The organism is Xanthomonas vesicatoria ATCC 35937 (assembly GCF_001908725.1).
Lineage (GTDB): Bacteria > Pseudomonadota > Gammaproteobacteria > Xanthomonadales > Xanthomonadaceae > Xanthomonas > Xanthomonas vesicatoria.
The window spans coordinates 738,051-763,755 of the sequence record NZ_CP018725.1 but is presented as its reverse complement, the minus strand read 5'-3'; the positions used below and the strand labels follow the sequence as shown (position 1 = coordinate 763,755).

The 25,705-nt window shown below is 64.5% G+C and carries 21 protein-coding genes; 11 read left to right on the top strand and 10 right to left on the bottom strand.

What is annotated here, in order from left to right; all coding sequences use genetic code 11:
• Nucleotides 1–27 precede the first annotated feature (27 nt).
• The 4 genes from BJD12_RS03375 to BJD12_RS03355 form a co-directional block, all read right to left on the bottom strand.
• Nucleotides 28–489: a bacteriohemerythrin gene (locus BJD12_RS03375; protein ID WP_039426320.1), complete on the bottom strand. Its 462-nt coding sequence runs from the start codon at nucleotides 487–489 to the stop codon at nucleotides 28–30.
• 413 nt (nucleotides 490–902) lie between these two features.
• Nucleotides 903–2,201 (bottom strand): diguanylate cyclase, encoded by a 1,299-nt coding sequence (locus BJD12_RS03365; RefSeq protein ID WP_039426313.1) that lies wholly within the window; start codon nucleotides 2,199–2,201, stop codon nucleotides 903–905.
• Between the two features lie 100 nt (nucleotides 2,202–2,301).
• Complete coding sequence (locus tag BJD12_RS03360; protein ID WP_005989796.1) at nucleotides 2,302–3,618, bottom strand: NAD(P)/FAD-dependent oxidoreductase; 1,317 nt, start codon at nucleotides 3,616–3,618, stop codon at nucleotides 2,302–2,304.
• Nucleotides 3,618–4,997 (bottom strand): glutamine synthetase family protein, encoded by a 1,380-nt coding sequence (locus tag BJD12_RS03355; RefSeq protein ID WP_005989795.1) that lies wholly within the window; start codon nucleotides 4,995–4,997, stop codon nucleotides 3,618–3,620. The genes BJD12_RS03360 and BJD12_RS03355 overlap by 1 nt, the downstream gene beginning before the upstream one ends.
• 148 nt (nucleotides 4,998–5,145) lie before the next feature.
• Between BJD12_RS03355 and BJD12_RS03350 the strand changes: the two genes are divergently transcribed.
• The 10 genes from BJD12_RS03350 (at nucleotide 5,146) to BJD12_RS03300 (ending at nucleotide 18,776) form a co-directional block, all read left to right on the top strand.
• Nucleotides 5,146–5,901 carry a gamma-glutamyl-gamma-aminobutyrate hydrolase family protein gene (locus BJD12_RS03350; RefSeq protein WP_005989794.1) on the top strand — a complete coding sequence of 252 codons (756 nt, stop codon included), beginning with the start codon at nucleotides 5,146–5,148 and terminating at the stop codon, nucleotides 5,899–5,901.
• Nucleotides 5,902–5,907: 6 nt separating this feature from the next.
• Nucleotides 5,908–7,293 carry a glutamine synthetase family protein gene (locus BJD12_RS03345; protein WP_005989793.1) on the top strand — a complete coding sequence of 462 codons (1,386 nt, stop codon included), beginning with the start codon at nucleotides 5,908–5,910 and terminating at the stop codon, nucleotides 7,291–7,293.
• 792 nt (nucleotides 7,294–8,085) lie between these two features.
• Complete coding sequence (locus BJD12_RS03335) at nucleotides 8,086–9,453, top strand: aspartate aminotransferase family protein (protein WP_039429019.1); 1,368 nt, start codon at nucleotides 8,086–8,088, stop codon at nucleotides 9,451–9,453.
• Between the two features lie 220 nt (nucleotides 9,454–9,673).
• Nucleotides 9,674–10,789, top strand: coding sequence for a polyamine ABC transporter substrate-binding protein (locus BJD12_RS03330; RefSeq protein ID WP_005989791.1), 1,116 nt, complete (start codon nucleotides 9,674–9,676; stop codon nucleotides 10,787–10,789).
• 288 nt (nucleotides 10,790–11,077) lie between these two features.
• Nucleotides 11,078–12,307 (top strand): HlyD family secretion protein, encoded by a 1,230-nt coding sequence (locus BJD12_RS03325; RefSeq protein WP_425480540.1) that lies wholly within the window; start codon nucleotides 11,078–11,080, stop codon nucleotides 12,305–12,307.
• Nucleotides 12,304–13,890, top strand: coding sequence for an MDR family MFS transporter (locus tag BJD12_RS03320; RefSeq protein ID WP_005989788.1), 1,587 nt, complete (start codon nucleotides 12,304–12,306; stop codon nucleotides 13,888–13,890). Before BJD12_RS03325 ends, BJD12_RS03320 begins: the two co-directional genes overlap by 4 nt.
• A gap of 4 nt (nucleotides 13,891–13,894) precedes the next feature.
• Entirely contained in the window at nucleotides 13,895–15,385 is a 1,491-nt protein-coding gene (locus BJD12_RS03315; protein ID WP_039423563.1) for an efflux transporter outer membrane subunit, read from the top strand.
• Between the two features lie 504 nt (nucleotides 15,386–15,889).
• Entirely contained in the window at nucleotides 15,890–17,020 is a 1,131-nt protein-coding gene (locus BJD12_RS03310) for an ABC transporter ATP-binding protein (protein WP_005989784.1), read from the top strand.
• Nucleotides 17,017–17,931, top strand: coding sequence for an ABC transporter permease subunit (locus BJD12_RS03305; protein WP_005989782.1), 915 nt, complete (start codon nucleotides 17,017–17,019; stop codon nucleotides 17,929–17,931). The genes BJD12_RS03310 and BJD12_RS03305 overlap by 4 nt, the downstream gene beginning before the upstream one ends.
• Nucleotides 17,928–18,776, top strand: coding sequence for an ABC transporter permease subunit (locus tag BJD12_RS03300; RefSeq protein WP_005989781.1), 849 nt, complete (start codon nucleotides 17,928–17,930; stop codon nucleotides 18,774–18,776). Before BJD12_RS03305 ends, BJD12_RS03300 begins: the two co-directional genes overlap by 4 nt.
• A gap of 151 nt (nucleotides 18,777–18,927) precedes the next feature.
• On the opposite strand, the gene BJD12_RS03295 is transcribed toward BJD12_RS03300, so the two are convergent.
• Nucleotides 18,928–19,338, bottom strand: a complete 411-nt coding sequence (locus BJD12_RS03295; RefSeq protein ID WP_039423542.1) for a hypothetical protein — start codon at nucleotides 19,336–19,338, stop codon at nucleotides 18,928–18,930.
• Nucleotides 19,339–19,598: 260 nt separating this feature from the next.
• Here BJD12_RS03295 and BJD12_RS03290 point away from each other — a divergent pair, with 260 nt between their 5' ends.
• Nucleotides 19,599–20,963 carry an NAD-dependent succinate-semialdehyde dehydrogenase gene (locus tag BJD12_RS03290; RefSeq protein WP_039423560.1) on the top strand — a complete coding sequence of 455 codons (1,365 nt, stop codon included), beginning with the start codon at nucleotides 19,599–19,601 and terminating at the stop codon, nucleotides 20,961–20,963.
• A gap of 272 nt (nucleotides 20,964–21,235) precedes the next feature.
• Here the strand turns inward: BJD12_RS03290 and BJD12_RS03285 are convergent, their stop codons facing one another.
• The 5 genes from BJD12_RS03285 to ybeY form a co-directional block, all read right to left on the bottom strand.
• Nucleotides 21,236–22,237 carry a magnesium and cobalt transport protein CorA gene (locus tag BJD12_RS03285; protein ID WP_005989775.1) on the bottom strand — a complete coding sequence of 334 codons (1,002 nt, stop codon included), beginning with the start codon at nucleotides 22,235–22,237 and terminating at the stop codon, nucleotides 21,236–21,238.
• Nucleotides 22,238–22,251: 14 nt separating this feature from the next.
• On the bottom strand, nucleotides 22,252–23,517 hold the full coding sequence (locus BJD12_RS03280; protein ID WP_005989774.1) for a lipoprotein N-acyltransferase Lnb domain-containing protein: 1,266 nt from the start codon (nucleotides 23,515–23,517) through the stop codon (nucleotides 22,252–22,254).
• The gene (locus tag BJD12_RS03275; RefSeq protein ID WP_005989773.1) at nucleotides 23,514–24,392 is read right to left on the bottom strand and encodes a CorC family transporter; all 879 of its coding nucleotides are present in this window, start codon (nucleotides 24,390–24,392) and stop codon (nucleotides 23,514–23,516) included. The genes BJD12_RS03280 and BJD12_RS03275 overlap by 4 nt, the downstream gene beginning before the upstream one ends.
• A 96-nt stretch (nucleotides 24,393–24,488) precedes the next feature.
• Nucleotides 24,489–25,007 carry a hypothetical protein gene (locus tag BJD12_RS03270; protein ID WP_005989772.1) on the bottom strand — a complete coding sequence of 173 codons (519 nt, stop codon included), beginning with the start codon at nucleotides 25,005–25,007 and terminating at the stop codon, nucleotides 24,489–24,491.
• Complete coding sequence (gene ybeY, locus BJD12_RS03265; protein ID WP_005989771.1) at nucleotides 25,007–25,492, bottom strand: rRNA maturation RNase YbeY; 486 nt, start codon at nucleotides 25,490–25,492, stop codon at nucleotides 25,007–25,009. The genes BJD12_RS03270 and ybeY overlap by 1 nt, the downstream gene beginning before the upstream one ends.
• Nucleotides 25,493–25,705: the final 213 nt, after the last annotated feature.

The window sequence follows — 25,705 nt, the reverse complement described above, 5'->3', positions numbered from 1 at the left end:
ATCTAGCGCGCAGCGCGCGCCTGCGAGTTAGCGAAAGATCCGCTGTAGTGTGCGTCCCAGCCAGGTGCCATGTTGGTGACTGCGCGAGAACTGGTTGAGATGGGCGATCACCTGCGGTGCGTAGGCCTGGTCGTCGCCGCGAATGTGATTGAACAGCCAGCGCGAAAGCATGTTGCGCAGTTCATCGGTGACGTCTTCACCGGCCTGGAACCGCAGCCGATACTCGCCGACACGCTTGCCGAACACGAGATGCACCCGCTTGTGCGCCAGGCTGAAAGGGTAGCCGGCCTGCTCCATCAACTCTTCTTCGAACGCGAAGTGCGACAGCGTGTAGTCGATCAGTTCGTCGATCACCTCGGCGACAGCCAATCGCTGCAGACTGGTCTGCGCAACATGCAGGTGGTTGATCATCTCGACGATGCGCCGGTGTTGATGATCGATGACCTCGATCCCGGTGTTGAGGTCGTCCTGCCAAACCAGCAATGCCATCGAAAATCCATTGATCAATGCGATGGGTGGACAATAGGCATGCGCTAGCAATGGCGCGTTGATCTCGATCAAACGGGCAAGCTCCCAGTTGGATCCTGCGGCGCCATGCCACCGCAGGCATCGGCACTGGCTGAGCGCGCCACCTGGGCGCAGGTCGCATGCACCATTCTCAGCAACGAAAACGGCGCGAGCGATTACCCGGTGGTGCTGGGCGATACGGAGAAAGTGCACGATGTGCGTATTGCAAGCCGGTTCAGGGCAGCGGTTGCGCAGCCTTTCTGCTTGCGGTTCCGTGCCTCTTTACTCCGGTAATGCGTCGCTCCCGCCAATGGCGGCGTGCTCATCGGTTTTCCGGTTCAACGATGGAACGTACCAGGCCGCATTGCAGTCTCAGGCGCCCAAGCGTGCGGCGCTCAACTCGCCAACCGCACCTGGTTACGGCCGCCGGCTTTGGCCAGATACAGATGCTTGTCCGCTTCGTTCAATAGATGATGCAGCGACTGGTCGCTTTCGGTCGCGATGCACACGCCGATACTCACGGTCATGCTCAGCGTATCGTCGCCAACGCGTACGCGTAGCGCACTGATGCGTTCGCGCAAGGTTTCGAAGTAGCTGGTGGCATTGGCCGCATCCAGTCCTGGCACCAGCAGGCAGAATTCTTCGCCGCCGAAACGCGCGACCAGGTCCTGCGGCCGTGCATGCCCGGAGACCGATGCGGCCACCGCGCGCAGCGCCTGGTCGCCGGCTTCGTGGCCCCAGGTGTCGTTGATGTGTTTGAAGTGGTCGATATCCAGCATGGCCGCGGTCACCGTCTGGTCCTGCGACAGCAGCTGGGGGATCACGCGCTGGCTTTGTTCCAGGAAGTAGCGCCGATTCGGCAGGCCGGTAAGAAAATCGCGCGTGGCCAGATCCTGCAGCGTGCCGATCAATTCCAGCTGGTCCACGTTCTGTGAGACGCGGCAGAAGAATTCTTCGCGCGAGAACGGCTTGCGCAGGAAGTCGTTGGCGCCATTCTTCAAGAAGCGCGGGATCAGCGACGAGTCGCTATTGCCGGAAATGCCGATTACCGCGACCTTGTCCCGCGAGCGCAGCGCACGCAGCCGGCGGGTGAATTCCACGCCTTCCATGCCGGGCATTTCCTGGTCGACGATGGTCAGGCGGATGCCGGGGTCGCGTTCGATCGCCTCCAGTCCGGCGGCGCCATCGGCGGCCAGCACCACGCGGTAGCCGTACATCGACAGCAGGGCGGCGGCATAGGTGCGTGCGGACAAGGAATCGTCCACCACCAGTGCGCCGATGCGGCGATTGCGCTCCAGGCGCTGCACCAGCCAGGCCAGATATTCGATGCTGCCCGGCGCATTTTTGAGCACGTAATCGATGATCTGCTGCTGCAGCACGCGCTGGCGCAGGTCCTCGTCATACACGCCGCTGACCACCACGGTGGGCAAATTGCGCGAGAGAAAAAACTCCACGACCTTGTCGCGGTCGCCGTCGACCAGTACCAGGCCGGTCAGGACCAGGAACCAGCCGTCTTCTTCGTCGAGCACGCGTGCGGCTTCGGCCAGGGTCGAAACGACCGTGACCGGCAGTTCCACGCGTTGCTCGATGGCTTCGCGCAGCATGCTGGTGAACGTGCGCGAGTTCTCCACCAGCAATACGCGTTGCGGCAGGACTGCGCTTTCACTATTGCGATGTAGGGTACCTGGGGACATCGGCTGGCCGTGTGGATCGAACCGTCAGATCAGCTAACGGCTCTGCTCGCCAAAACTTGAGCACGGCGTCGCAGCCTGCGCGATGTGCGTGTTTGCCCAGTCACCACAATGCGTCGCGCAGCCGATACCAGCTCATGGCCGCCACCAGCAACGGGGTGCGCAGCCGCTGCCCGCCGGGGAAGGGCAGGTGCGGGATGCGTGCGAACACGTCCAGCCGCCGGCTCTGGCCGGCGATGGCCTCTGCAATCACTTGGCCGGCCAGACCGGTGGCCGCCACGCCATGGCCGGAGAAACCTTGGGCGAAATACACATTCGGGGCGAGCCGGCCCCAGTGCGGGGCGCGGTTGCGGGTGATGTCCACGTAGCCGCCCCAAACGGTGTCCAGCGGCACGTCGCGCAATTGGGGAAACACCGTGTGCATGCGCTGGGTCATCAAGCGCTGCAGTCCCGGCGGCGGGCGCGAAGAGTAGCTGGCCCGCCCGCCGAACAGCATCCGGTGATCGGCGCTGAGCCGGTAATAGTCCAGCGCCCAATTGGTGTCGGCCACCGCCATGTCGTTGGCGATCAGGGCATGCGCACGCGCCTGGCCCAGCGGCAGCGTGGCGCCGACATAGGTGCCGACCGGCATGATGCGTTGCTCAAGCTGCGGGGCGATGCCGTGTAGCAAGGCGTTGCCGGCAATCACGCCGAAATCCGCGGTGACGCTGCCCTCGGCGGTGTGCAGCGTGACCTGCGCACCAGCGTCCTGCCGGGTCACGGCCGAGTCCTCGAAAATGCGCACGCCGGCCGCCAGCGCCGCCCGCGCCAGGCCGAAGGCATAGGCCAGCGGATGCAGGTGGCCGCTGGCGGGGTCGAACATCGCACCCAGATACAGCGGGCTGTCCAGCACCTGGCGGGTGCGGGCACGGTCCCACCACTCCAGCGGGTAGTCGTAGCGCTCGGCCATGCGCACGATGCCGTGCTGCAGCGCCCGGACCTGGCGTGGTTTCAGCGGCACGTGGGCGTGACCATCGCGCCAGTCGCAGGCGATGCCATGGCGCGCGATCCGCTGGCGCAGCAGGCGCATGCCGTCGCGCGAGAAGTCGAACAGCAGCCGTGCATCTGCATCGCCGACCAGCGCTTCCAGCGTGTCCTGTTCACAGCCGTAGCCGACGATCGCCTGGCCGCCGTTGCGACCGGATGCGCCCCAGCCGACGCGCCGGGCCTCGAGCACGACGACCTGGTAGCCGGCTTCGGCCAGCGCCAGCGCCGCCGTCAGGCCGGTGTAGCCGGCGCCGAGGATGCAGACATCGGCGCGTTCGGCGCCGCGCAGGCGCCGTTGCGCGGGCAGGGCCGGCGCGCTGCGCGCATACCAGCTGTCCGGATAGCCGCCTTGCGCGGTATCGGCGTGCGGCAGCGCGGTGGTCTGGTTGGCCATCACACGGTTCGCAGATACCGGGCGTAATCGATGTCCGGCACCAGCGCCTGATAGTCGAGCAACTCACGCTGTTTCTGCTGCCCGAACACCTGCTGGAACTGCGCGCCCAATTGGGCGCCGATGAAGTCGCTGGACACAAACGCATCGACCGCGCCCTGCCAGGTGCGTGGCTGGAACACGCCTTGCGCATAGGCATTGCCGGTGATCGGCGGCGTGGGCTCGGCGGGTTGCTGCAGGCCATCCAGGATGGCCGCCAGCACTGCCGCGACGGCCAGATACGGGTTGGCATCGGCGCCGGCGATGCGGTGTTCGATGCGGGTGTTGCGGGCATCGCTGTGCGGGATGCGCAGCGCCACGGTACGGTTGTTGAAGCCCCAGCTGGCATCCAGCGGCACGAAGGCATTGCTGACGAAGCGTCGGTAACTGTTGGCGTGCGGGGCAAACAACAGCAGCGATGCGTCCGCATGCCGCTGCAGCCCGGCAATGGCGTGGCGCAGGCGCTCGGCGGGCATCTCGGCCTCGCCGGCCAGCACATTGTGCCCGTCGGCATCGAGCAGGCTCACATGCAGATGCAGGCCGCTGCCGGCCTGGCCGGAGAAGGGCTTGGCCATGAAGCTGGCCAGCATGCGCTGCTGTTGTGCGATTGCCTTGATGGTGCGCTTGAGCAGGATTGCCTCGTCGCAGGCGGCCACGGCATCGGCGCGATGCTGCAGGTTGATCTCGAACTGGCCCGGCGCGTATTCGGCCACGGCGGTGTCGGCCGGAATGCCTTGCTGGCGGCATGCCGCAGTGACCGCATCGGTAAAACCACGGTGATCGTCCAGGTCCTGCAACGCGTATACCTGGGTGCTGTCGCTGCGGAGGCCGGTGACCGGATCGCGCGGGGTCTGCGGGCGCCCCTGCGCATCGGGTACTGCATCGAAAAGGTAGAACTCCAGCTCCACCGCCATCACCGGGGTCAGTCCGAGCGCGGTAAAGCCATGCAATACCCGCTGCAGCACCGAGCGGGGTGCGACCTCGACCAGGCTGCCGTCCGGCGCATGCATCGCCAGCAACAGCTGCGCCATCGGCTGCGGCGCCCACGGTACCGGACGCAGCGAGCCTTCGATCGGCCGGCAGATGCGGTCGGCATCGCCGATGGCATAGCCAAGCCCGGTTTCTTCCACCGTGTTGCCGGTGATGTCGGTAGCGATCAGCGACATCGGCAGGCATACGCCATCGCGGTAGACCTTGTGCAGCACATCGGCAGTGACGCGCTTGCCGCGCAGCACTCCGTTGGTGTCGGGCAACAACAGGTCGACGGAGTGGCAGCCTGGGATGCCAGCCAGGGTGGCGGCATCGGCAGTGGGCAGCGATGCAACGGAAGTCTCGGAAGCCATGGGCACCCCCTGCGAAGTCGCCGCCCAGCCTAGCAAAGCACGCGTGATCTTTTGCGACCGTGCAACGGTGCGGCCATTGGCAATGGCGGCGCTGGCGCGGTAAGTTCGAGCGCATCTGCCGTTCAACGCACCGCATCGGGATGTCTGCATGGCTGTGGTACCGCTGGTCGGATTGCCGACCGATCGCATCGCACAAGGGCCGCATCCGTTTCTGGCGGCCGGCGAAAAATACATCCGCGCGGTCGTGGAGGCGGCCGGTGCCATGCCGGTGCTGCTGCCGAGTCTGCAGCCCAGCCTGGATGCCGGCGTGTGGCTGGATCGGTTGGACGGCCTGCTGCTCACCGGGGCGGTCAGCAATATCGAGCCGCACCACTACAGCGACGAATCCAGCTGGGAGGGCAACCTGCACGATGCGGCGCGCGATGCCACCAGCCTGGGGCTGATCCCGCAGGCGCTTGCGCGCGGTTTGCCAGTGCTGGCGATCTGTCGTGGCCTGCAGGAGGTCAATGTCGCGCTCGGCGGGCGCCTGCATCAACGCGTGCATGCGGTGACCGGTCTGGCCGACCACCGCGAAGACCGCAACGCGGCGCTGGAGGTGCAATACGGCCCCGCCCACCCGGTGCGGCTGCAGCCTGGCGGCTTGCTAGCGAGCATGAACGACTCGGCCGAGGTGTGGGTGAACTCCCTGCATGGGCAGGGCATCGCCATACTTGCAGAGGGCCTGTTGGTCGAAGCGACCGCGCCGGATGGCCTGATCGAAGCCTTTCGCGGCTCCGGCCCGGGCTTTTTGCTTGCTGTGCAATGGCATCCGGAATGGCGTGTCACACAGCATCCGTTCTACCGTGGCATCTTTCAGGCCTTCGGCGAGGCCTGTCGCCGTTACGCCGCTCAGCGCGGTCAGTGAGGTTGTATGTCGATCCGCACACGCTCGCGTAAATCCACGCCTAAGCAGCCGGAGAGCGCACTGCGGCGCTGGCTCAAGGACCGCCACATCACCGAGGTGGAATGCCTGGTGCCGGACATCACCGGCAATGCGCGCGGCAAGATCATTCCGGCCGACAAGTTTTCGCACGATTACGGCACGCGTTTGCCGGAAGGCATCTTCGCCACCACGGTGACCGGCGATTTCCCGGACGACTATTACGCACTGACCTCGCCGTCGGATTCGGACATGCATCTGCGCCCGGATGCGTCCACCGTGCGCATGGTGCCGTGGGCCGCAGACCCCACCGCGCAGGTCATCCATGATTGCTACACCAAGGACGGCCAGCCGCATGAACTGGCGCCGCGCAACGTGCTGCGTCGCGTGCTGGATGCCTATGCCGAGGTCACGTTGCAACCGGTGGTGGCACCGGAGCTGGAATTCTTCCTGGTGCAGAAGAACACCGACCCGGACTTCCCGCTGCTGCCGCCGGCCGGCCGCTCCGGCCGCCCGGAGACCGCCCGGCAGTCGTATTCGATCGATGCGGTCAACGAGTTCGACCCGATCCTGGATCTGATGTACGACTACTGCGATGCAATGGAGCTGGACGTGGATACCTTGATCCACGAATCCGGCGCCGCCCAGCTGGAAGTCAATTTCACCCACGCCGATGCCTTGTCGCGTGCGGACCAAGTATTCCTGTTCAAGCGCACCATGCGCGAAGCGGCGTTGCGTCACGGGGTGTATGCCACGTTTCTGGCCAAGCCGATGGAAACCGAGCCTGGCAGTGCGATGCATATTCACCAGAGCCTGTTGCACGCCAGCACCGGCAAGAACGTGTTTACTGGAAAACGCGAGGGCGGGTTCAGCGAGACCTTCGCGCACTACCTGGGCGGGCTGCAGAAATACATTCCGATGGCGATGGGGCTGCTGGCGCCCAACGTCAATTCGTACCGCAGGCTGATGTTCGGCGAGGTCTCGCCAAGCAATGTGCTGTGGGGATTCGACAACCGCACCTGCGGGCTGCGGGTGCCGATCGATGCGCCGCAGAACATGCGGGTGGAAAGTCGGTTTGCCGGCTCCGATGCCAATCCATATCTGGCGATGGCGGCGACCTTGGCCTGCGGGTTGTTGGGTATCCGCGAAAAGCTCGAACCGACCGCGCCGATCAGCAGCAACGGCAAGGAGCAGGGCTACGATTTGCCGCGCTCGTTGGGCGAGGCGCTGGATGGGCTGGAGGGATGCGAGGCATTGCAGGAGATGTTGGGGCGGCGGTTTGTGCGGGCCTATATCTCGGTGAAGCGGAAAGAATATGAGACGTTCTTTCGGGTGATCAGCTCGTGGGAGCGGGAGTTCCTGTTGTTGAACGTGTGAGCATCCGAAAGAATATCGCTGCACGCGTCCTTCTCCCATCGGGAGAAGGTGCCCGAAGGGCGGATGAGGGTACGGTGTCGGGTGGTGTTGAAGTGTGGCTTGTGCTTGCGCGTTTCTGGTCATTCAAATTTAAAGCAGAGCTTTCACGCCCGTCGGGATCGTTTTTTAGATATTTCAACCAACGCAGAGCTTTCACGCCCTTCGGGCGCGAGTCACTTTCTTTGCTTGTGCAAAGAAGCGCTTTACGGCAGCCGCAGGCTGACCCAAGTAACCAAAGAAAGCACACCCCGTCCTCGCGCCCTGCGCGCCTTTGGCGCTGCGGGTGCGCAAGTCCGGCAGAAATTTTTGTAAGGTACATCACTGTCCCTTACAAAAACGTCGCGCATCCATGCGCCGCCCTGCGGGTTGTATCTGCCGGTCTTGCCGCTGCGGTATGGGGCCCCGGAAAAGCGTAAGCAAAGCAAAGCAAGCGCCGCTTTGCGCAACGCACTGAGGTGCGGCGATGCCATGCGCAGGCCAGGCGGTGCTGCGCAGGAGGCCGAAAGTGCGCTCGAAATGCGCAGGGCGCCTATGTCGCCAGACGTTTTCCTTCTCCCTCCGGGACATTGTCCTCCTCCATGGGGGAGAAGGTGCCCGAAGGGCGGATGAGGGCGACGTCGTTGGTAGGGCAACTTCTCGCGGCCCACCTGTCTGCCGGGCGCGCAGTGGAATGGCGGGGCGATCTGCAACGCCGTCCACGGTCCGGCAACAGGGCCTGGGTATGCTCTTGGTTCTTCATGCGTGGAGCGGGTCGTGGATTCTTCTGTGCTCAAGTCGTTGCAGCAACTCGATGCCGCGCATCATCTGCATCCGTTCAACGACAACGCGGTTTTGGCGGGCAAGGGCACGCGCATCCTGACGCGCGGTGAGGGCGTGTACGTGTGGGATGCCGACGGCAACAAGTTGCTGGATGCGTTCGGTGGCTTGTGGTGCGTCAATGTCGGTTATGGACGCAAGGAGCTGGCGCAGGCCGCAGCGCGGCAGATGGAGCAGTTGGCCTACTACAACAGCTTTTTTCAGTGCACCACCGAGCCCACCATCCACCTGGCCGCCAAGCTCGCGGAACTGACGCCGGGCGATTTGAACCATGCGTTCTTCGCCAATTCCGGCTCGGAGGCCAACGACACCATCCTGCGCTTGGTGCGGCATTTCTGGGCGGTGCAGGGGCAGCCGCAGAAACAGGTCTTCATCGGTCGCCACAACGGCTATCACGGCACCACCATGGCCGGTGCCAGCCTGGGTGGCATGCAGGGCATGCACAAGCAGGGCGGGTTGCCGATACCGGGCATCGTGCATATCGAGCCGCCCAATCATTTCGGTGATGGCGGGGACATGGCACCGGACGAGTACGGACTGCTTGCCGCACGCCGTCTGGAAGCCCGGATTCTTGAGCTTGGTCCTGAAAACGTGGCGGCATTCATCGGCGAACCGATCTTGGGGGCGATCGGTGTCTATATTCCGCCACGCAGTTATTGGCCGGAAATCCAGCGCATCTGCCGGTACTACGACGTGCTGCTGGTGGCCGACGAAGTGATCTGCGGGTTCGGCCGCACCGGCGAGTGGTTCGGGGCAGATTATTTCGGCTTTCAGCCCGATGTGATGACGCTGGCCAAGGGCATTACCTCCGGCTACATCCCGCTGGCAGCGGCGATGTTCAGCGATCGGGTAGCCGGGGTGCTCAAGCAGCAAGGCGGCGAGCTGGCACATGGCGGCACCTATGCCGGGCATCCGGTGTGCGCAGCGGTGGCGCTGGAGAATCTGCGCCTGCTGCAGGACGAAGGCATCGTGGACACCGCACGCACGCAGATTGCGCCGTATCTGGCGCAGCGCTGGGCCGAACTGGGAGAGCACCGGCTGGTCGGCGAGGCGCGGATCGCTGGCCTGGTCGGCGCGCTGGAGCTGGTGCCGGACAAGCGCCAACGCGGCAGGTATTTCAATGGGCGCGGGCGGGTCGGCGCGCTGTGTCGCGACTTTGCGCTGCGGCGCGGGCTGATCCTGCGTGCCACCTACGATGCGATGCTGCTGTCGCCGCCATTGATCATTACCTGCGAACAGGTCGATGAGCTGTTCGACAAGGCCTGGGCGGCGCTGGACGACACCGCGCAGGCATTGGGCAAGTAAGCGCGGCGGCAGGACGCCGGCCGCCGCGCCACCGATCCCAAGCGCAGCAAGCGCCACCGCCGCGAAAGACCTTCGCCACGTCAGACGCTTCAGCGCGTCGCACCCGCGCGAACTGCCGTCCTGCGACCGCATGCTGTGCAAACCCGGACGCGGTGGGTAGGCTGGACGGCAGACCGGCCGCGATGCCGGGTCGCCCCACCGCACTGCCCTGGAGACCCACATGACGCTGCGACTGCTCGCCCTGACCCTGTCCCTCACTCTGTTGTCCGGCTGTGGCGGCAATGGCGCGCCGGGCAAGGCCGATGCGCAGGCCAAGCTGCTGAACGTCTACAACTACTCCGACTACATCGCCGAAGACACGATCCCCGCGTTCGAAAAGAGCACCGGTATCAAGGTCACCTACGATGTGTTCGACAGCGACGAGATGGTGGAAACCAAGCTGCTCGCCGGCGGCAGCGACTATGACGTCGTGGTGCCCACACTCAACTTCTTCGGCCGGCAGATCCAGGCCGGTGTGTTTCTGCCACTGGACAAAAGCAAGATCCCGAATCTGGCCAATCTGGACCCGGACGTCATGCGCCGCATCGCCGCGCAGGACCCCAACAATGCGTATGGCGTGCCGTACATGATCGGCACCACCGGCATCGGCTACAACGTGGACAAGCTCAAGGCGATCTTCGGCAGCACCGATGTCGCCAACAGCTGGGATCTGGTGTTCAAGCCGGAGAACCTGTCCAAGCTCAAGGACTGCGGCGTCACCATTCTGGATACGCCATCGGACATGATCCCGATCGCGCTGAACTATCTGGGGCTGGACCCGCATAGCAGTGTGCCGGCCGAGATCGAGAAGGCGGCCGGGCTGATCAAGAGCATCCGCCCGTACGTGCAGAACTTCCACTCCAGCCAGTACGTCACATCCCTGGCCAACGGCAATACCTGCCTGGCGGTGGGCTGGTCGGGCGACATCATCCAGGCGCGCGACCGTGCCAAGGAGGCCGGCAACAACGTCAAGGTGGCTTACGCCATTCCGAAGGAAGGCGCACCGCAATGGTTCGACATGCTGGCCATCCCCAAGGACGCCAAGCATCCTGAAAACGCCTACGCCTTCATCAACTACCTGTTGAAGCCGGAGGTGGCCGCGTCCAACAGCAACTTCATTCATTACGCCAACCCGGTGCGCACCGCCACGCCATTGGTGGATGCGGCGATCCGCAACGACCCCACCATCTACCCGCCGCCGGAAGTGACCGCCAAGATGTTCACCTATGCGATCAATCCCCCGGAGGTTGATCGCCTGTACACGCGGCTGTGGACCGAGATCAAGACCGGCCGCTGAGCCAAGCTGACAGTGCTGATGCGGCGCCGACCGCATCTTCATCAAGCGCCAATCATTGGCTGCGAAACTGCAGCCTTGGTCGCGGCTGCGTGCAGCTGGCGCACCGGCGTCGCTTGCAGCGCCAGCGCACGTTCCTGTGCCGCACGCGGCTGACCGACACGCAGCAACCGCCCATACCGCGCGCTTGGCGAGCTCCAGCCCCAGCTGACTGGGCTCGTCACGCAATCTGTACTGGCGGGTTCAAATAATTGTATGGTTCCGCCGCTTGCGCCGTGCCGCTGATGCAGCATGCCGTTGCGCGCTTCGCCCACGACCTACAGGACGCTTCCTTTGAGCAACCAAGAAGACCGCCAGTCCAACGATGGCCGCAGCCAGGCTGCGGACGCGCACGACGACCAGGAACAGAAGCCGTCGCCGTTGAAGAATCCCAAGGTCAAGTGGACGCTGATCCTGGTGGGCGTGCTGGTGCTGGTCCTGCTGGTGGTCTGGCTGGGCTATTACCTCATCAAGGGCCGCTACATGCAGGACACCAACAACGCCTATCTGCAGGCCGATTCGGTGGCGGTGGCGCCGCGTGTCAGCGGCTATGTGACCAAGGTGATGGTGGGCGACAACCAGATCGTGGACGCCGGCCAGCCACTGCTGCAGATCGACGACCGCACCTATCAGGCCACGCTGCAACAGGCCGAGGCTGCGATTGCCGCGCGCCAGGCCGATATCGCCGCCGCTACCGCCAATGTGTCGGCGCAGGAATCGTCGCTGGTGCAGGCACGTACCCAGGTCACTGCCGCTGCTGCCAGCCTCAAGTTCGCCCAGGCCGAAGTGAAGCGCTTCGCGCCGTTGGCGGCTTCCGGCGCCGACACCCATGAACACCAGGAAAGCCTGCAGCACGATCTGGCCCGCGCCCGCGCCCAGTACGACGCCGCCCAGGCACAGGCCAAGGCGGCGGAGAGTCAGATCCAGGCCAGCACGGCGCAGCTGGAGCAGGCTCAAGCAGGGGTGAAGCAGGCCACTGCCGATGCAGATCAGGCCAGCATCGCCGTGGAAGACACCCGTCTGACCAGCCGCATCCACGGCCGTGTCGGCGACAAGACCGTGCAGGTAGGGCAGTTTCTGGCCGCCGGCACCCGCACCATGACCATCGTACCGCAGGAATCGCTGTACCTCATCGCCAACTTCAAGGAAACCCAGGTTGGCCTGATGCGTCCGGGCCAGCCGGCCGAGATCGAGGTCGATGCGCTGTCCGGCGTGAAGCTGCATGGCAAGGTCGAAAGCCTGTCCCCCGGTACCGGCTCGCAGTTCGCGCTGTTGCCGCCGGAAAACGCCACCGGCAACTTCACCAAGGTGGTGCAGCGCGTGCCGGTACGCATTCGCGTGCTGGCCGGCGAGGAGGCTCGCAAGGTGCTGGTGCCGGGCATGTCGGTGGAAGTGACGGTGGACACGCGCTCGGCCAAGGACGCCAAGCAGCGTGCCGAAAAAGAATCCGACCGCGTGCAGGAGCAGGAGCGCGCGCAGTGACTGCAGCGGCAGCCACCGGCCAGAGCGCCGGCGGCAGCGCGACCGGCGAGAAGGCCGAGCCGGGCTCCTGGCTGGCGGTGCTGGCCGGCACCATCGGCTCGTTCATGGCGACGCTGGATATCTCCATCGTCAACGCCGCGCTGCCCACCATTCAGGGCGAGGTCGGTGCCAGCGGCACCGAAGGCACCTGGATCTCCACCGCCTACCTGGTCGCCGAGATCATCATGATCCCGCTGACCGGCTGGTTCGTGCGCACGTTGGGCCTGCGCAACTTCCTGCTGATCTGCGCGGTGATGTTCACCGCGTTTTCGGTGGTGTGCGGGCTGTCCACTTCGTTGAGCATGATGATCATCGGCCGGGTCGGGCAGGGCCTCGCCGGCGGCGCGTTGATTCCCACCGCGCTGACCATCGTTGCCACGCGGCTGCCGCCAAGCCAGCAGACCATGGGCACCGCCTTGTTCGGCATGACCGTGATCATGGGCCCGGTGATCGGCCCGCTGCTTGGCGGCTGGCTCACCGAGAACGTCAGCTGGCACTACGCGTTTTTCATCAACGTGCCGATCTGCGTCGGCCTGGTGGCGTTGTTGCTGCTGGGGTTGAAGCACGAAAAAGCCGATTGGGCCGGCCTGCTCAACGCGGATTGGCTGGGCATCTATGGCCTCACCGCGGGCCTGGGTGGGCTCACTGTGGTGCTGGAGGAAGGCCAACGCGAACGCTGGTTCGAATCCAGCGAGATCAACACGCTGAGCCTGATCGCCTTGAGCGGCTTCATCGCCCTGGTGATCGGCCAATTCCGCAAGCGCGCGCCGGTGATCCGCCTGTCACTGCTGCTGCATCGCAGTTTCGGCGCGGTGTTCATCATGATCATGGCGGTCGGCATGATCCTGTTCGGCGTGATGTACATGATCCCGCAGTTTCTGGCGGTGATTTCCGGCTACAACACCGAGCAGGCCGGCTACGTGCTGCTGCTGTCCGGCCTGCCCACCGTGCTGCTGATGCCGATGATGCCCAAGCTGCTGGACGTGGTGGACGTGCGCATCCTGGTGATCGCCGGGCTGATCTGTTTTGCCGCCGCGTGCTTCGTCAATCTGTCGCTGACCGCCGACACCGTGGGCATGCATTTCGTCGCCGGGCAGTTGCTACAGGGGTGCGGGCTGGCGCTGGCGATGATGTCGCTCAATCAGGCGGCCATTTCGTCGGTGCCGCCGGAGCTGGCCGGCGATGCATCCGGTCTGTTCAATGCCGGCCGCAACCTGGGTGGCTCGGTGGGGCTTGCGTTGATCTCCACCTTCCAGGAGCGCCGCATGACCTTCCATACCGAAACCATCGGCAGCGCGATCACCGCCAATGCAACGCGCGCGCAGGACTTTCTGGCTGGCCTGAGCGCGCAGATGCAGGGCAGCGCCGGTGGCGAGGCCGCCATCCGCTCCATCGCGCAGCTGGCGCGACTGGTGCAACAGCAGGCGCTGGTGATGACCTACAGCGATCTGTTCTGGATCTTCGGCGTGATCGTGGTCTGCACGATTCCGCTGGCTTTTTTGCTCAAGCCGTTACCCAAGGGGGCGCACCTTGCAATGCACTGATTACCTGCGCCCGATGCGCATGCCACTGGCGGCGGCGTTGAGCGCCGTGTTGCTTGGCGGCTGCATGCTCGGCCCCAACTACACCAAAGCTCCGCCGGTGGCCGATGCGGCCATGCAGGCACCCACGCTGCATCGTGCCAGCGGCGCGCAGGTGGTTGCGGCCGCGCCGTTGAACCATTGGTGGGAGCAACTGAACGACCCGCAGCTCACCCAGCTAGTGACCCAGGCACTGGCAGACAGCCCGAACCTGCGCGCTGCGCAAGCCCGTCTGCGCGCCAATCGCGCACTGGCCCGGCAACGCCGCGCCGAGCGCTTGCCCAAGCTCAATGCGAGCGCGCTGTACGCCTATGCCGAGCCGCCGCAGACCATCGTTGATACGCTGGGCGGGCTGCAGGAGGGCCAGCCCGGTCAACCGCCGGCCACCGGCGATCAGGCGTTGGATCTGGACAAGACCCAAATCTACAGCGCCGGTTTCGATGCCAGCTGGGAACTGGATTTCTTCGGCCGCCGTCGTCGCGCCGCCGAGGGGGCGTTGGCGCAAGCGCAGGCTTCCGAAGCCGAACTGGCCGACGCGCAGGTGCAGCTCGCCGCCGAAGTGGGGCAGGTGTATCTCAACTATCGCGGGTTGCAGGCGCGGCTGGGCATTGCCGATGCCAACCTGGACAAGATCCGCCAGTCGTTGCAGCTGGTGCAGCAACGCCGTGCGCAGGGTGCCGCGTCGGACCTGCAGGTCGAACAGATCGCCACCCAGGTACAGCAACAGCAAGCGCAGCGCTTGCCGCTTGAGATGCAATTGCAGGAAGCGTTGGACCAGCTTGCCTTGATGGTCGGGCGCGAACCCGGCGCGCTGGACGCGCAGCTGGCGGCGGTGCGGCCGCTGCCGATGTTGCCCACCGACGTGCGTGTAGACGATGCCGTCGCGTTGATCCGCCGCCGCCCCGACGTGCGCAAGGCCGAGCGCGAGCTGGCTGCGTCCAGCGCGCAGATCGGCGAGGCCTTGAATGGCTATTTCCCACAGGTGACCTTGCTCGGCGGCCTGAGCTGGGTGGCCGGCTCGCCCAGCGACTTCAACTCCGACGCGCTGACCACCCTGGCGGTGCCGATGCTGCGCTGGTCGATCTTCGATTTCGGCAAGACCCGCGCGCAGGTGGAGCAGGCGCGTGCCGGCAACGCCGGCCGCGTGGCGGCCTACGAAGGCGCGGTGCTGGTGGCGCTGCAGGATGCAAATTCCGCGTTGTCGCGCTTCGGTTCGGCGCGCAAGCAATTGGTGGTCGCGCGCCAAGCCGAAGCCTCGGCCACGCGCTCGGCTGGCCTGATGCAGCAGCGCCGCGATGCCGGCGCAACCTCGTCGATCGATCTGCTCGATGTACAGCGACAGCAACTGTCCGCGCAGGACGCCGCCGCGCAGGCGCAATTGCAACTGCTGGTCAACTACGTCGCGCTGCAGAAGAGTCTGGGGCTGGGTTGGAGCGAGGCGCCACCAGAGACGCGTTGATGGCAGGTGACGTGCCGACGATCGGGGCGGATTCCCAACGGCACGACTCTGCCTGGCATTAGCATTGGCATTGGTGCTGTATTGGGATGCGCAAGCATTGAGCGCGTTCGCAATACGTGTGTCATCGGAACGATGGAGCCTTCCGACCGCGGCAAGTCAGCCGCTGTTCTGCGGCGACCTGCCTGACTGCAACACCGATGAAACGGCTGTCGGGTGGGTCGACGCATCGGTGCACCCAAGTGGTGCGTTATGCAACGGGCGGCAGGCTTGATTTGCTCCAACGCCTGACATCGTCCCCGTGTACGCGATGGCACACGAGATATTTGGCGGTCGTTCCATGTGCGAGGCCGTCAACGGTATCGTCAAGGTCGCTGCCCAAGATGCTGCTGCATCGCCGCTCTCAACCCGAGGCCGACATACGCGCTGCAGCGGACACGCGCTTTTGCCATGATGGCGTGCAGGCTTTGCTCAAGGCGCCTGCGTTTGCCGCACTCGAGAGGAACCATGTCACTGACCGATGCCTTGCCGCTCCCGTCCACCGCTGCGAATGCCAGCTACCTGTCCATCAGCGAGGTCCGCAAGGAGTTCGACGGGTTCGTTGCGGTGGACGATGTCAGCCTGCAGATCCGCAAGGGTGAGATCTTCGCGCTGCTAGGCGGGTCGGGCAGCGGCAAGTCCACGTTGCTGCGGTGTCTGGCTGGCTTCGAGCGACCCACCAAAGGGCGCATTACACTCGATGGCCAGCCGATCGACGCGCTGCCGCCGTACGAGCGTCCGATCAACATGATGTTCCAGTCCTACGCGCTGTTTCCGCACATGAGCGTGGAGCAGAACATCGCCTTCGGGCTGAAGCAGGAAGGCTTGTCGAAGGCGGCCATCGCCGCCCGCGTCGGCGAAATGCTGGAGCTGGTGCAGCTGGGCGCGTTGGCCAAGCGCAAGCCGCATCAGTTATCCGGTGGCCAGCAGCAACGTGTCGCACTGGCGCGCTCGCTGGCCAAGCGGCCCAAGCTGCTGTTGCTGGACGAGCCAATGGGTGCGCTGGACAAGAAACTGCGCTCGCAGATGCAGCTGGAGCTGGTCAACATCATCGAAACCTCCGGCGTCACCTGCGTGATGGTCACCCACGACCAGGAAGAGGCGATGACCATGGCCACGCGCATCGCATTGATGGACCAGGGCTGGATCCAGCAGGTCGGCACGCCCGATGAAATCTACGAACAGCCGGCCAATCGCTTTGCCGCCGAGTTCATTGGCTCGGTCAATCTGATCGATGCGGTCATCGCCGAAGACGCGCCCGATTACGTCACCTTGAAGACGCCTGCGTTCGACGCCCGTATCCGCATCGGTCACGGCATCACCGGCTTCGAAGGCCAGGCGGTGGCCTTTGCGCTGCGCCCGGAAAAACTCGCCATCGGCAAGGACGAACCGGCGCAAGCCTGCAACAAGGCGCGGGGAGTGATCGAAGATATCGCCTATTTCGGCAGTCATTCGGTCTACCACGTGCGCTTGCCCAGCGGCGTCAAGCTGATGGCCCACTTCGCCAATCGCCAACGCTGGGCCAGCGAAGCGCTGACCTGGGGCGATGCAGTGTGGGTGGGCTGGGGTGAGGACGATGGCGTGGTGCTCACCGCATGAGGCCGGGCCTGTTCCGTCGCGGCTTGCCAGGTGCGCGCTGGGGCGTGATTGCCGCACCGTACCTGTGGTTGCTGTTGTTTTTCGCGATCCCGTTCCTGATCGTGCTGAAGATTTCGTTTGCCGAACGCGCTACTGCGATGCCGCCGTACACGCCGCTGTTTGCGTCTGCGGCTGATGGGGCAATCAGCGTCAAGCTGCACCTGGGCAATTACCTGGCACTGCTGCGCGATAACCAGTACGTGGCTGCGTACCTGAGCTCGATCAAGATCGCGGCGATTTCCACCGCGCTGGCGTTGCTGATCGGTTACCCGATGGCGTATGTGATCGCACGCTTGCCGCTGGCGACCCGCAACGTGGCGATGATGCTGGTGGTGCTGCCGTCGTGGACCTCGTTCCTGATCCGCGTCTACGCATGGATCGGCATTCTCGACGGCAACGGCCTGCTCAATCAGGCGCTGCTGGCGCTGGGCGTGATCAAGCAGCCGTTGCAGTTGCTGTATACGCCGATGGCTGCCTACATCGGCATCGTCTACTGCTATCTGCCCTTCATGGTGTTGCCGCTATACGCCAATCTGGTCAAGCACGACAACCGTTTGCTGGAAGCGGCCTACGATCTGGGCGCGCGCCCGTGGCAGGCATTTGTGCGCATCACCTTGCCGCTGTCGCGCAACGGCATCGTGGCCGGCTGCATGCTGGTGATGATCCCGGCGGTGGGCGAGTTCGTGATTCCGGAAATGCTGGGCGGCCCCGATACCTTGATAATCGGCCGCGTGCTGTGGGGCGAATTCTTCAATAATCGCGACTGGCCGGTGGCCGCTGCGGTGGCCACCGTCATGCTGGTATTGCTGCTGGTGCCGATCGTGATCTTCCACCGTTACCAGCAGCGCGAGCTGGAAGGGCGGCTGACATGATGCGCGCCTCGCGCGGTGGGCGCGTGCTCGGTGGCAGTGTGCTTGCGCTGGGGTTCGGGTTTTTGTATCTGCCGATCCTGTTGCTGATGGTGTACTCGTTCAACGCCTCGCGTCTTGCCACGGTGTGGGGCGGATTTTCGACGCGCTGGTATGGCGAATTGCTGCGCGACCGGCAATTGCTGGAGGCGGCGTGGGTCAGCCTGGAAATCGCGTTCTGGACGGCTTGCGCGTCGATGGTGCTGGGCACGATGGCTGCGATGGCGATGGTGCGCATGCGGCGGTTTCCCGGCAAAACGCTGTTCGGCGCGCTGATCACCGCTCCGTTGGTGATGCCTGAGGTGATCATTGGCTTGTCGATCCTGCTGTTGCTGGTCTCGATGGGCGGCATACTCGGCATCGCACCACGCGGGGCAGTGGCGATCTGGGTCGCGCATGTCACCTTCACCGTGTCCTTCGTCACCGTGGTGATTTCCTCCCGCCTGCAGGAGCTGGACCGCTCGTTGGAAGAAGCCGCGATGGACCTGGGGGCCACACCGCTGAAAGTGTTCTTTTTGATCACCTTGCCGATCATCGCCCCGGCGCTCGCATCGGGTTGGCTGCTTGCCTTTACGCTGTCGCTGGACGATGTGGTGATTGCCAGCTTCCTGGCCGGGCCCAGCTCCACCACACTGCCGATCAAGGTGTTCTCCTCCGTTCGGCTGGGCATCAGCCCCAAGATCAACGCACTGGCCACGGTGATGGTGCTGGCGGTGTCGATCGCCGCGGTAATCGGCTGGTGGTTGCTGGCGCGCAGCGAAAAACGCCGGCAGCGCGATCAGCAACTTGCGCTGCAAGCCACTCCCTGAAGCGCGCCACCGCTGAGCTGGCCAATGGACCGCAGCGGCCGGCCGCCAGACAGACAAGCGCTTAAGCCACCTGCGCGTGAAGGCTGCAAATCGGTTCCAATTGTTTGATACGCCTGCCTGCCAATGCGCGCCACACTTCGATGGGACGCTCTTACCGGGTTGGTGGCGTGTAACCGCTATCCCAGGGCTGCGGCTTGGTCAGGTAGCACTGATATTCGGCCGTGATGTCGTAGCCGTGTTGCTCGACCCTGGATTGTTCGTCGGCGCGGTCCTTGCGGCTGTTCTTGTCGTCGCCCTTGGATTTTCGCTTCTCGGGAAAGATCGTGACCATGTTCGGCGATGAACGCGCGGTAATGAGTTGGCGGATGGCCGTGTCCGAGCACGCGCGCTGTGCCTCTTCCTCGCAGGGTTGCGCGGAATCGGGCATCAGGCTGTTGCAGCTCACGGTGACAAACCCGGCCGGGCCGGGCCGCGGACCACGCAAGAGATCCTGGAAGGCGGCGCAGCCGGGAAGGCACGCGCAGGTGACAAGGACAACCAGAACAACGAGATCTCGGCGCATCGTAGTGTTCTTCCATGAAGAGTGAATCTGCCACTGCGCGATGCTAGAGCAGTTTGTGCGGTTGAACCATGGGGCATGGCATCTTCCGTTACGTTGTTCCGGAAGCTGTATTCAGACGCCATCAGGTTCGTGTTGCGCGCTGCCGGCGCCGCATTGCGTCGCAGCGCCGGCAAACACAGCGTTGCACCGATTTCAGCCGGCTGTGACGCGGCAAAAACTTTCTGGCGACTAGGATGGCGGCCTTGCTACTGGAGAACGCCATGTCCTACGACACTGTCAACCCGGCCAACGGTCAGGTCGAGCACACCCAGCAGACCCTGGACGCCGCCGGCATCGAAGCGCGCCTGGCCGCTTCCGCCAAGGCCTTCCCGGCCTGGGCTGCGTTGCCGCTGGCCGAGCGCGGCGCCTTGCTGCACCGGGTCGGCGAAGAGCTGACCAAGCGGCGCGAGGACTTGCAGCGCATCATGACTGCCGAAATGGGCAAGTTGCGCCACGAGGCGTTGGCCGAAGTCGACAAGTGTGCGCAGGCCTGCGCGTACTACGCCGACCATGCTGCCGAGTACCTGGCGCCGCACGAGATTCCAACCGAGGCGCAGTCCAGCTATGTGCGCTATGAGCCGCTGGGTTGCGTATTTGCGGTGATGCCCTGGAACTTTCCGCTGTGGCAGGCGTTTCGCTTTCTCGCCCCGGGCCTGATGGCCGGCAATGTGGCGCTGCTCAAGCACGCCAGCAATGTGCCGCGTTGCGCCGATGCCATGAAGGACGTGCTCGATGCTGCCGGCATTCCGCCGGGTGTCTTCGACGTGCTGCATATCGACAACGACCAGGCCGCCGATGTGCTGCGCGACGACCGCATCGCTGCGGTCACCTTGACCGGCAGCGAACGTGCAGGCCGCTCGTTGGCCGCCAATGCAGGCGACCAGCTGAAGAAATGCGTGATGGAGTTGGGTGGTAGCGACGCCTTCGTGGTCCTGGAAGACGCCGATCTTGAGCACACAGTGCAATCTGCAGTGCAGTCGCGCTTCGACAATAGCGGGCAGACCTGCATCGCAGCCAAGCGTTTCATCGTGGTCGACGCCATTGCCGACCAGTTCATCGAACGCTTTGTCGCGGCGGCCGCCAAGCGCGTGATCGGCGACCCGCGGCAGGACAGCAGCACGCTCGCACCGATGGCACGCGCCGACCTGCGCGACGAATTGCACAAGCAAGTGCAGGCCAGCGTGGAAAAGGGCGCCAAGGTATTGCTGGGCGGCGAACCGGTACCGGGCTCGCATGCCGGCTACCCGGCCACGATACTCGACCAGGTCGCCCCCGGCATGCCTGCCTACGAGGAAGAATTCTTCGGCCCGGTGGCCTCGATCATTCGTGTGGCCGACGAGGCTGAAGCGGTGTGCGTGGCCAACGACACCACCTTTGGCCTGGGCGGCAGTGTCTGGACTGCCGACGCCAGGCGCGGCGAACGCGTGGCGCAGCAACTGCAGTGCGGTGCGGCCTTCGTCAATTCGGTGGTCAAGAGCGACGTGCGGTTGCCGTTCGGTGGCATCAAGCGCTCTGGCTTCGGCCGCGAGCTCGCCGACCATGGCATACATGAATTTATGAACATCAAGACGATCTATGTGGCTTGAGGGCTGGGATTGGGATTGGGGATTCGGGATTCGCAAAGGCCAGGGCGCTTTCTTCTCCCGCAGGGAGAAGGTGCCCGAAGGCCGGATAAGGGGCACATGAGGGCTGATTGACTCATGCGCGGGCCAAAGAAACCGGCAGGCATCGAACAGTCTGGGTTAAACGATCAACGCGCCAGCCATCGACACACAACTCGCTCAAGCCGGATCAGCAATCAGCAAATCCGCTCCAACCAATCCCGAATCCCAACTCCCAATCCCGGCAGCAAAGCGGCCTACAGCCACCGCGCGCGCTTGAACAGGCGATACAGCACCAGGCACGAGGCCACCACGGCGCCCACCAGTAATGGGTAGGCGTAGGGCTTGTCGAGTTCGGGCATGTGGGTGAAGTTCATGCCATACCAGCTGGTGATCAGCGTAGGCGCGGCCAATAGGGCAGCCCAGGCGCCCAGGCGCTTGACGGTTTCGCCCTGGGCCAGCGTCACCATCGACAGATTGACGCTCAAGGCAGTGCCCAGCATCTCGCGCAAGGTGTCGATGGCGTCATTGATGCGTACGGCGTGATCCAGCACATCGCGCAGGTAGACGCCCACTTCGCCATGAATCAACGAGCCGGGGTTGCGTTTGAGGTGAGAGAGCACGTCCTGCAGCGGTGCCACCACCAGCCGCATCTTGTTGAGTTCGCGCTTGAGTTCGTAAAGCCGTACGACCGTTTCGCGCTTGTAGTTCTCCGCGAAGATGTCCTTTTCCAGACCTTCCAGGGTGTCGCGGAACTCGTCCATGATCGGCAGGTAATTGTCGACCACAAAGTCCAGCACACCGTAGAGACAGAATGCCGAGCCCATGCGCAGCATCGCCGGCTCGCGCTCCACGCGGTGGCGCACCGGGGTATAGGAAAGCGATGCACCATGGCGCACGGTGAGCAAAAAGCGTGCGCCAAGGAAGGCATGCGTTTCACCGTAGCGGATGCGTTCGTTGACCAGTTGCGCGGTGTTGACCACCACGAATAGTGAATTGCCGTAACTCTCGGCCTTGGGGCGTTGATGCGCCTTGAGCGCGTCCTCGATGGCCAGGTCGTGCAGGCCGAACTCTTCCTGCAACTTGCGCAGCACCGATTCCTGCGGTTCGTACAGACCAACCCAGACAAAGCCATCCGGGCGCTGCAACTCGTCGCTGATCTGTTCGAGACTGATGTCGTGCCGTTTGCCTTCGCCGTCATAGTGAGCGCAGGTGATGACGCAGGAGGGGTTGTCTGGATGGCGACCGTGGTTGTTCATGGGCGCATCCTGGATCAGCGTGCGCGCAGCGACAAGTCACGTGGCCGCAGAGCGAGCGCGAGCGCGACATGGATCGGCAACAGCAGCATTACCCACTGCAGGTTGTCCTGGGCCTGGAACGACAGCCAGTGGATCACCAATGCCAGCAGCGCTCCGGCTGCCACCAGCCAAGACACCACATTGAACCAGCGGCCCGGCCGATGGCCCAGCTGCAGCCGAATGCCACCGAACCACAGCAGTAGACACAGTGGATTGACCAGCAAGAGATTGCGGTTAGCCCACGCGGATTGATGCGCGGTGAAGCCCCACAGATACACCAGCAGGCCGCCACCGATGGCGCACAGCAGCCAAAACGGCAGCGCCAGCCTGGCCAGCACACGTTGCCTGCGACGCAGCGCCAGCGCGCCGGCGGCCACCAGCAGGCCTGCCAGCAACCACGGCCACCAATGTCGCTGCTGTTCGGCGGGCTCGGGTGCGATGCGATGCGGCAGCAGTACCTGCGTGGATTGCACCAACGGGCGGCCAGCGCTGTTGTGCACCTGGGTCAGGCTGTCGGCCAGGCGCATCGGCACGAACGCTTCTTCCCAGCGTGACAAGGGGCGATCTGCGTACGGCCCCAGCCCCAGGTCGAAGCCCAGCCACATCCATGGGGCAGGGGAGGCCAGGCGCACCGCTTCGCTACGGAAGGTATTGCCGCGCGAGCGCCCGGCCAGTTGCGACTTGAGCACGCCACCCATTGCACGGTCCAGGGTGTCGCGCACCATGGTGGCGCAGTTGGCTTCGAAGTAATCGTAATGATAACGGGCGTTTTCCGGCTGGCTGCGGACCGCCAGGCCATCGGCAAGCGCGCGCGCCTGCTCCGGCGGCAGATCCAGCCATTGCACGCTGACACCGCGGCCAACGTTGCGGTATTGCGACAGGTCTTCGTCCAGCGGCAGCGCCACCAGGTAATACATCATTTCGCCACGCGCAAAACGCGGCACGAAGTCCGCCTCGCTCGGGTCGAAGAAGCCGAAGTTGTACGAGGTCGCCTGCTGGGTGAGCGGGTCGACCACCACGATGGCGTCATGCCCGAAGCGTTCGAAGAACACTTCGCCGGGCTGCATGGTCACCACGCCGACACGGGGCGAAGGCGTGCTGGTCGGGGAAGCGGTCTGCGCCCCCTGGGCTGCTGCAAGCGGCGCCACCAACAGCATCAGCAAGAGCAGCGCGCAGGACCGGACCCATTGCCAGGCACCACGGCGGTGACGCACCGTGGCGGAACTGCGTGCGAGGTTCAAGCGTCGTCCTGCGGGTCGGGCGGCAGGATGGTGACGTGGAAGGCGTGCACGCGGCGCGCGTCTGCCTTGGCCACACGGAAGGCAAACCTGCCCAGCGTCAGCTCTTCGCCGGTCTCGGGCAGGTGCCCGATCGCATCGGTGACCAGGCCACCCACGGTGTCGTACTCGTCGTCAGGGAACTCGGCACCGAAGCGCTCGTTGAAGTCCTCGATCGGCGTCAGCGCATCGACCACGTAGCGGCCGTCGGCCTGGATCGCAATCAGCGAATTCTCTTCTTCGGCATCGTCGTGCTCGTCGTCGATCTGGCCGACGATCTGCTCCAGCACGTCTTCGATGGTGACCAGGCCGGCAACGCCGCCGTACTCGTCCACCACGATCGCCATGTGGTTGCGCGACAGGCGGAATTCCTTGAGCAGGACGTTGAGCTTCTTGGACTCGGGGATCAGCACCGCCGGGCGCAACAGCTCGCGCACGTTGCCGGGCCCGTTGTCGGCAACCACACCGCGCAACAGGTCTTTGGCCAGCAGGATGCCAAGCACTTCGTCCTTGTTCTCGCCGTGCACCGGGAAGCGCGAGTGGCCGGATTCGACCACCTGCTTCATCAGATCGATGAAGCGCGCTTCCACCGGCAGCGAGACCATCTGCGAGCGCGAAATCATCACGTCGCCCACGGTGAGCTCGGACACGGAGATCGCGCCTTCCATCATGCGCAAGGTGTCGGCGGCGATGAGGCCGTCTTGCTCGGCAGTCCGCAGCAACGCGACCAGTTCGTCGCGGGTATGGGGTTCGCCGGAGAAGGCCGCGCTCAGGCGTTCGAGCCAACTGCGGCGTTTTTCGGAGGGTTCTGAGGTATGGCTACTGTCGTCTTCGGACATCGTGACGGGAAACGGCACCCGGCAAACCAGGCGTTAGGCTGCAGTCTAGCAGGAAGCCGGCAAGGCGCTGTGGATCCGCTTCCGTGGGCCAGGGTGTCAGGGCAGGTCCAGGCTATAGCCGCAGCCGACCACGGTCTTGCCCGGATGCGATTTGACGTTGGTCACGCTAAGCACCACCGATTCGATCATCGCCTCGCCGGTCTTCGGGTTGGTGGTGTCTTCGCTGACCAGCTCGCGGCCGTACATGACCTTGTCGGCGTTATCCACGCCCAGTTCCAGGTCCAGTTGCTTGGCCAGCGGGCGCGGGTCGGGCAGGTCCAGGATCGCCATGATGCTGGCGCCGGAAAAGGCGATATGCGTGGTGCTGTGGCCGAACACGCTGATGGGCGTGTTGAGGGTGTATTCGGTCATGAACAGGTTGGACTGATCCAGCGGCGTCCAGCCCAGTGCCACCGCCTTGAGCGGGTCGGCCAAGACCGGCGCCAGGGCGTTGAAGTCGCCGATGCGCTGGCGGCATTCGATCAATGCCGGCAGGTCCGGGCGCACCGGCGCGCCCTGCGCCAATGCCGCTGCCGGACTCAACAGCAGGCAGCTCACCGCGATCAGCGCGCGCATCAACGCTCTCCCGCGTAGGGGTCTTCGATCCCCAGGTCGGCCAGGATCTCGCGTTCCAGTTGTTCCATCGCATCGGCCTCCTTGTCGTCCTCGTGGTCCCAGCCCAGTAGATGCAAGGTGCCGTGCACGGTCAGGTGCGCGTAGTGCGCGGCCAGCGACTTGCCCTGTTCTGCTGCCTCGCGCGCCACCACCGGCGCGCAGATCACCAGGTCGCCCAGCAGCGGCATCTTGATGCCCTTGGGCAGACCCTCCGGCAGCTCGGCCGGGAAGCTCAGCACATTGGTGGCGTAATCCTTGCCGCGGTAGTGGTGGTTGAGCGAGCAGCCTTCCTTCTCGTCGACCACGCGCACCGCCAGATCGGCCTCGCGGATGCGGCCCTTCAGCGCCGCGGCAACCCACTTGCGAAAACTCACCGCCGACGGCAGGCCGGCGCGCGGCAGCGCGTAACTGACGGCAACGTCGAGGCGGACGGGTCCACGGGTCATGGCGAGCGCTTCCTGGGTAAAGAGATCAACGAGTGCAGGTGATCAGCAAGAGCACCGCGGGCCCATTGGCCACACGGTAGCTCGAACTGCCAAGCGGGCCGCGCCCGCAGCCGTGATTGTAATCGCGCACCCGCAACCTTGAAACGAACCCGGGTTGATCGTGCACCCAGACCGCAGCAATGCGGTCTTCGAGCAACTTCCCGACGAGCAACT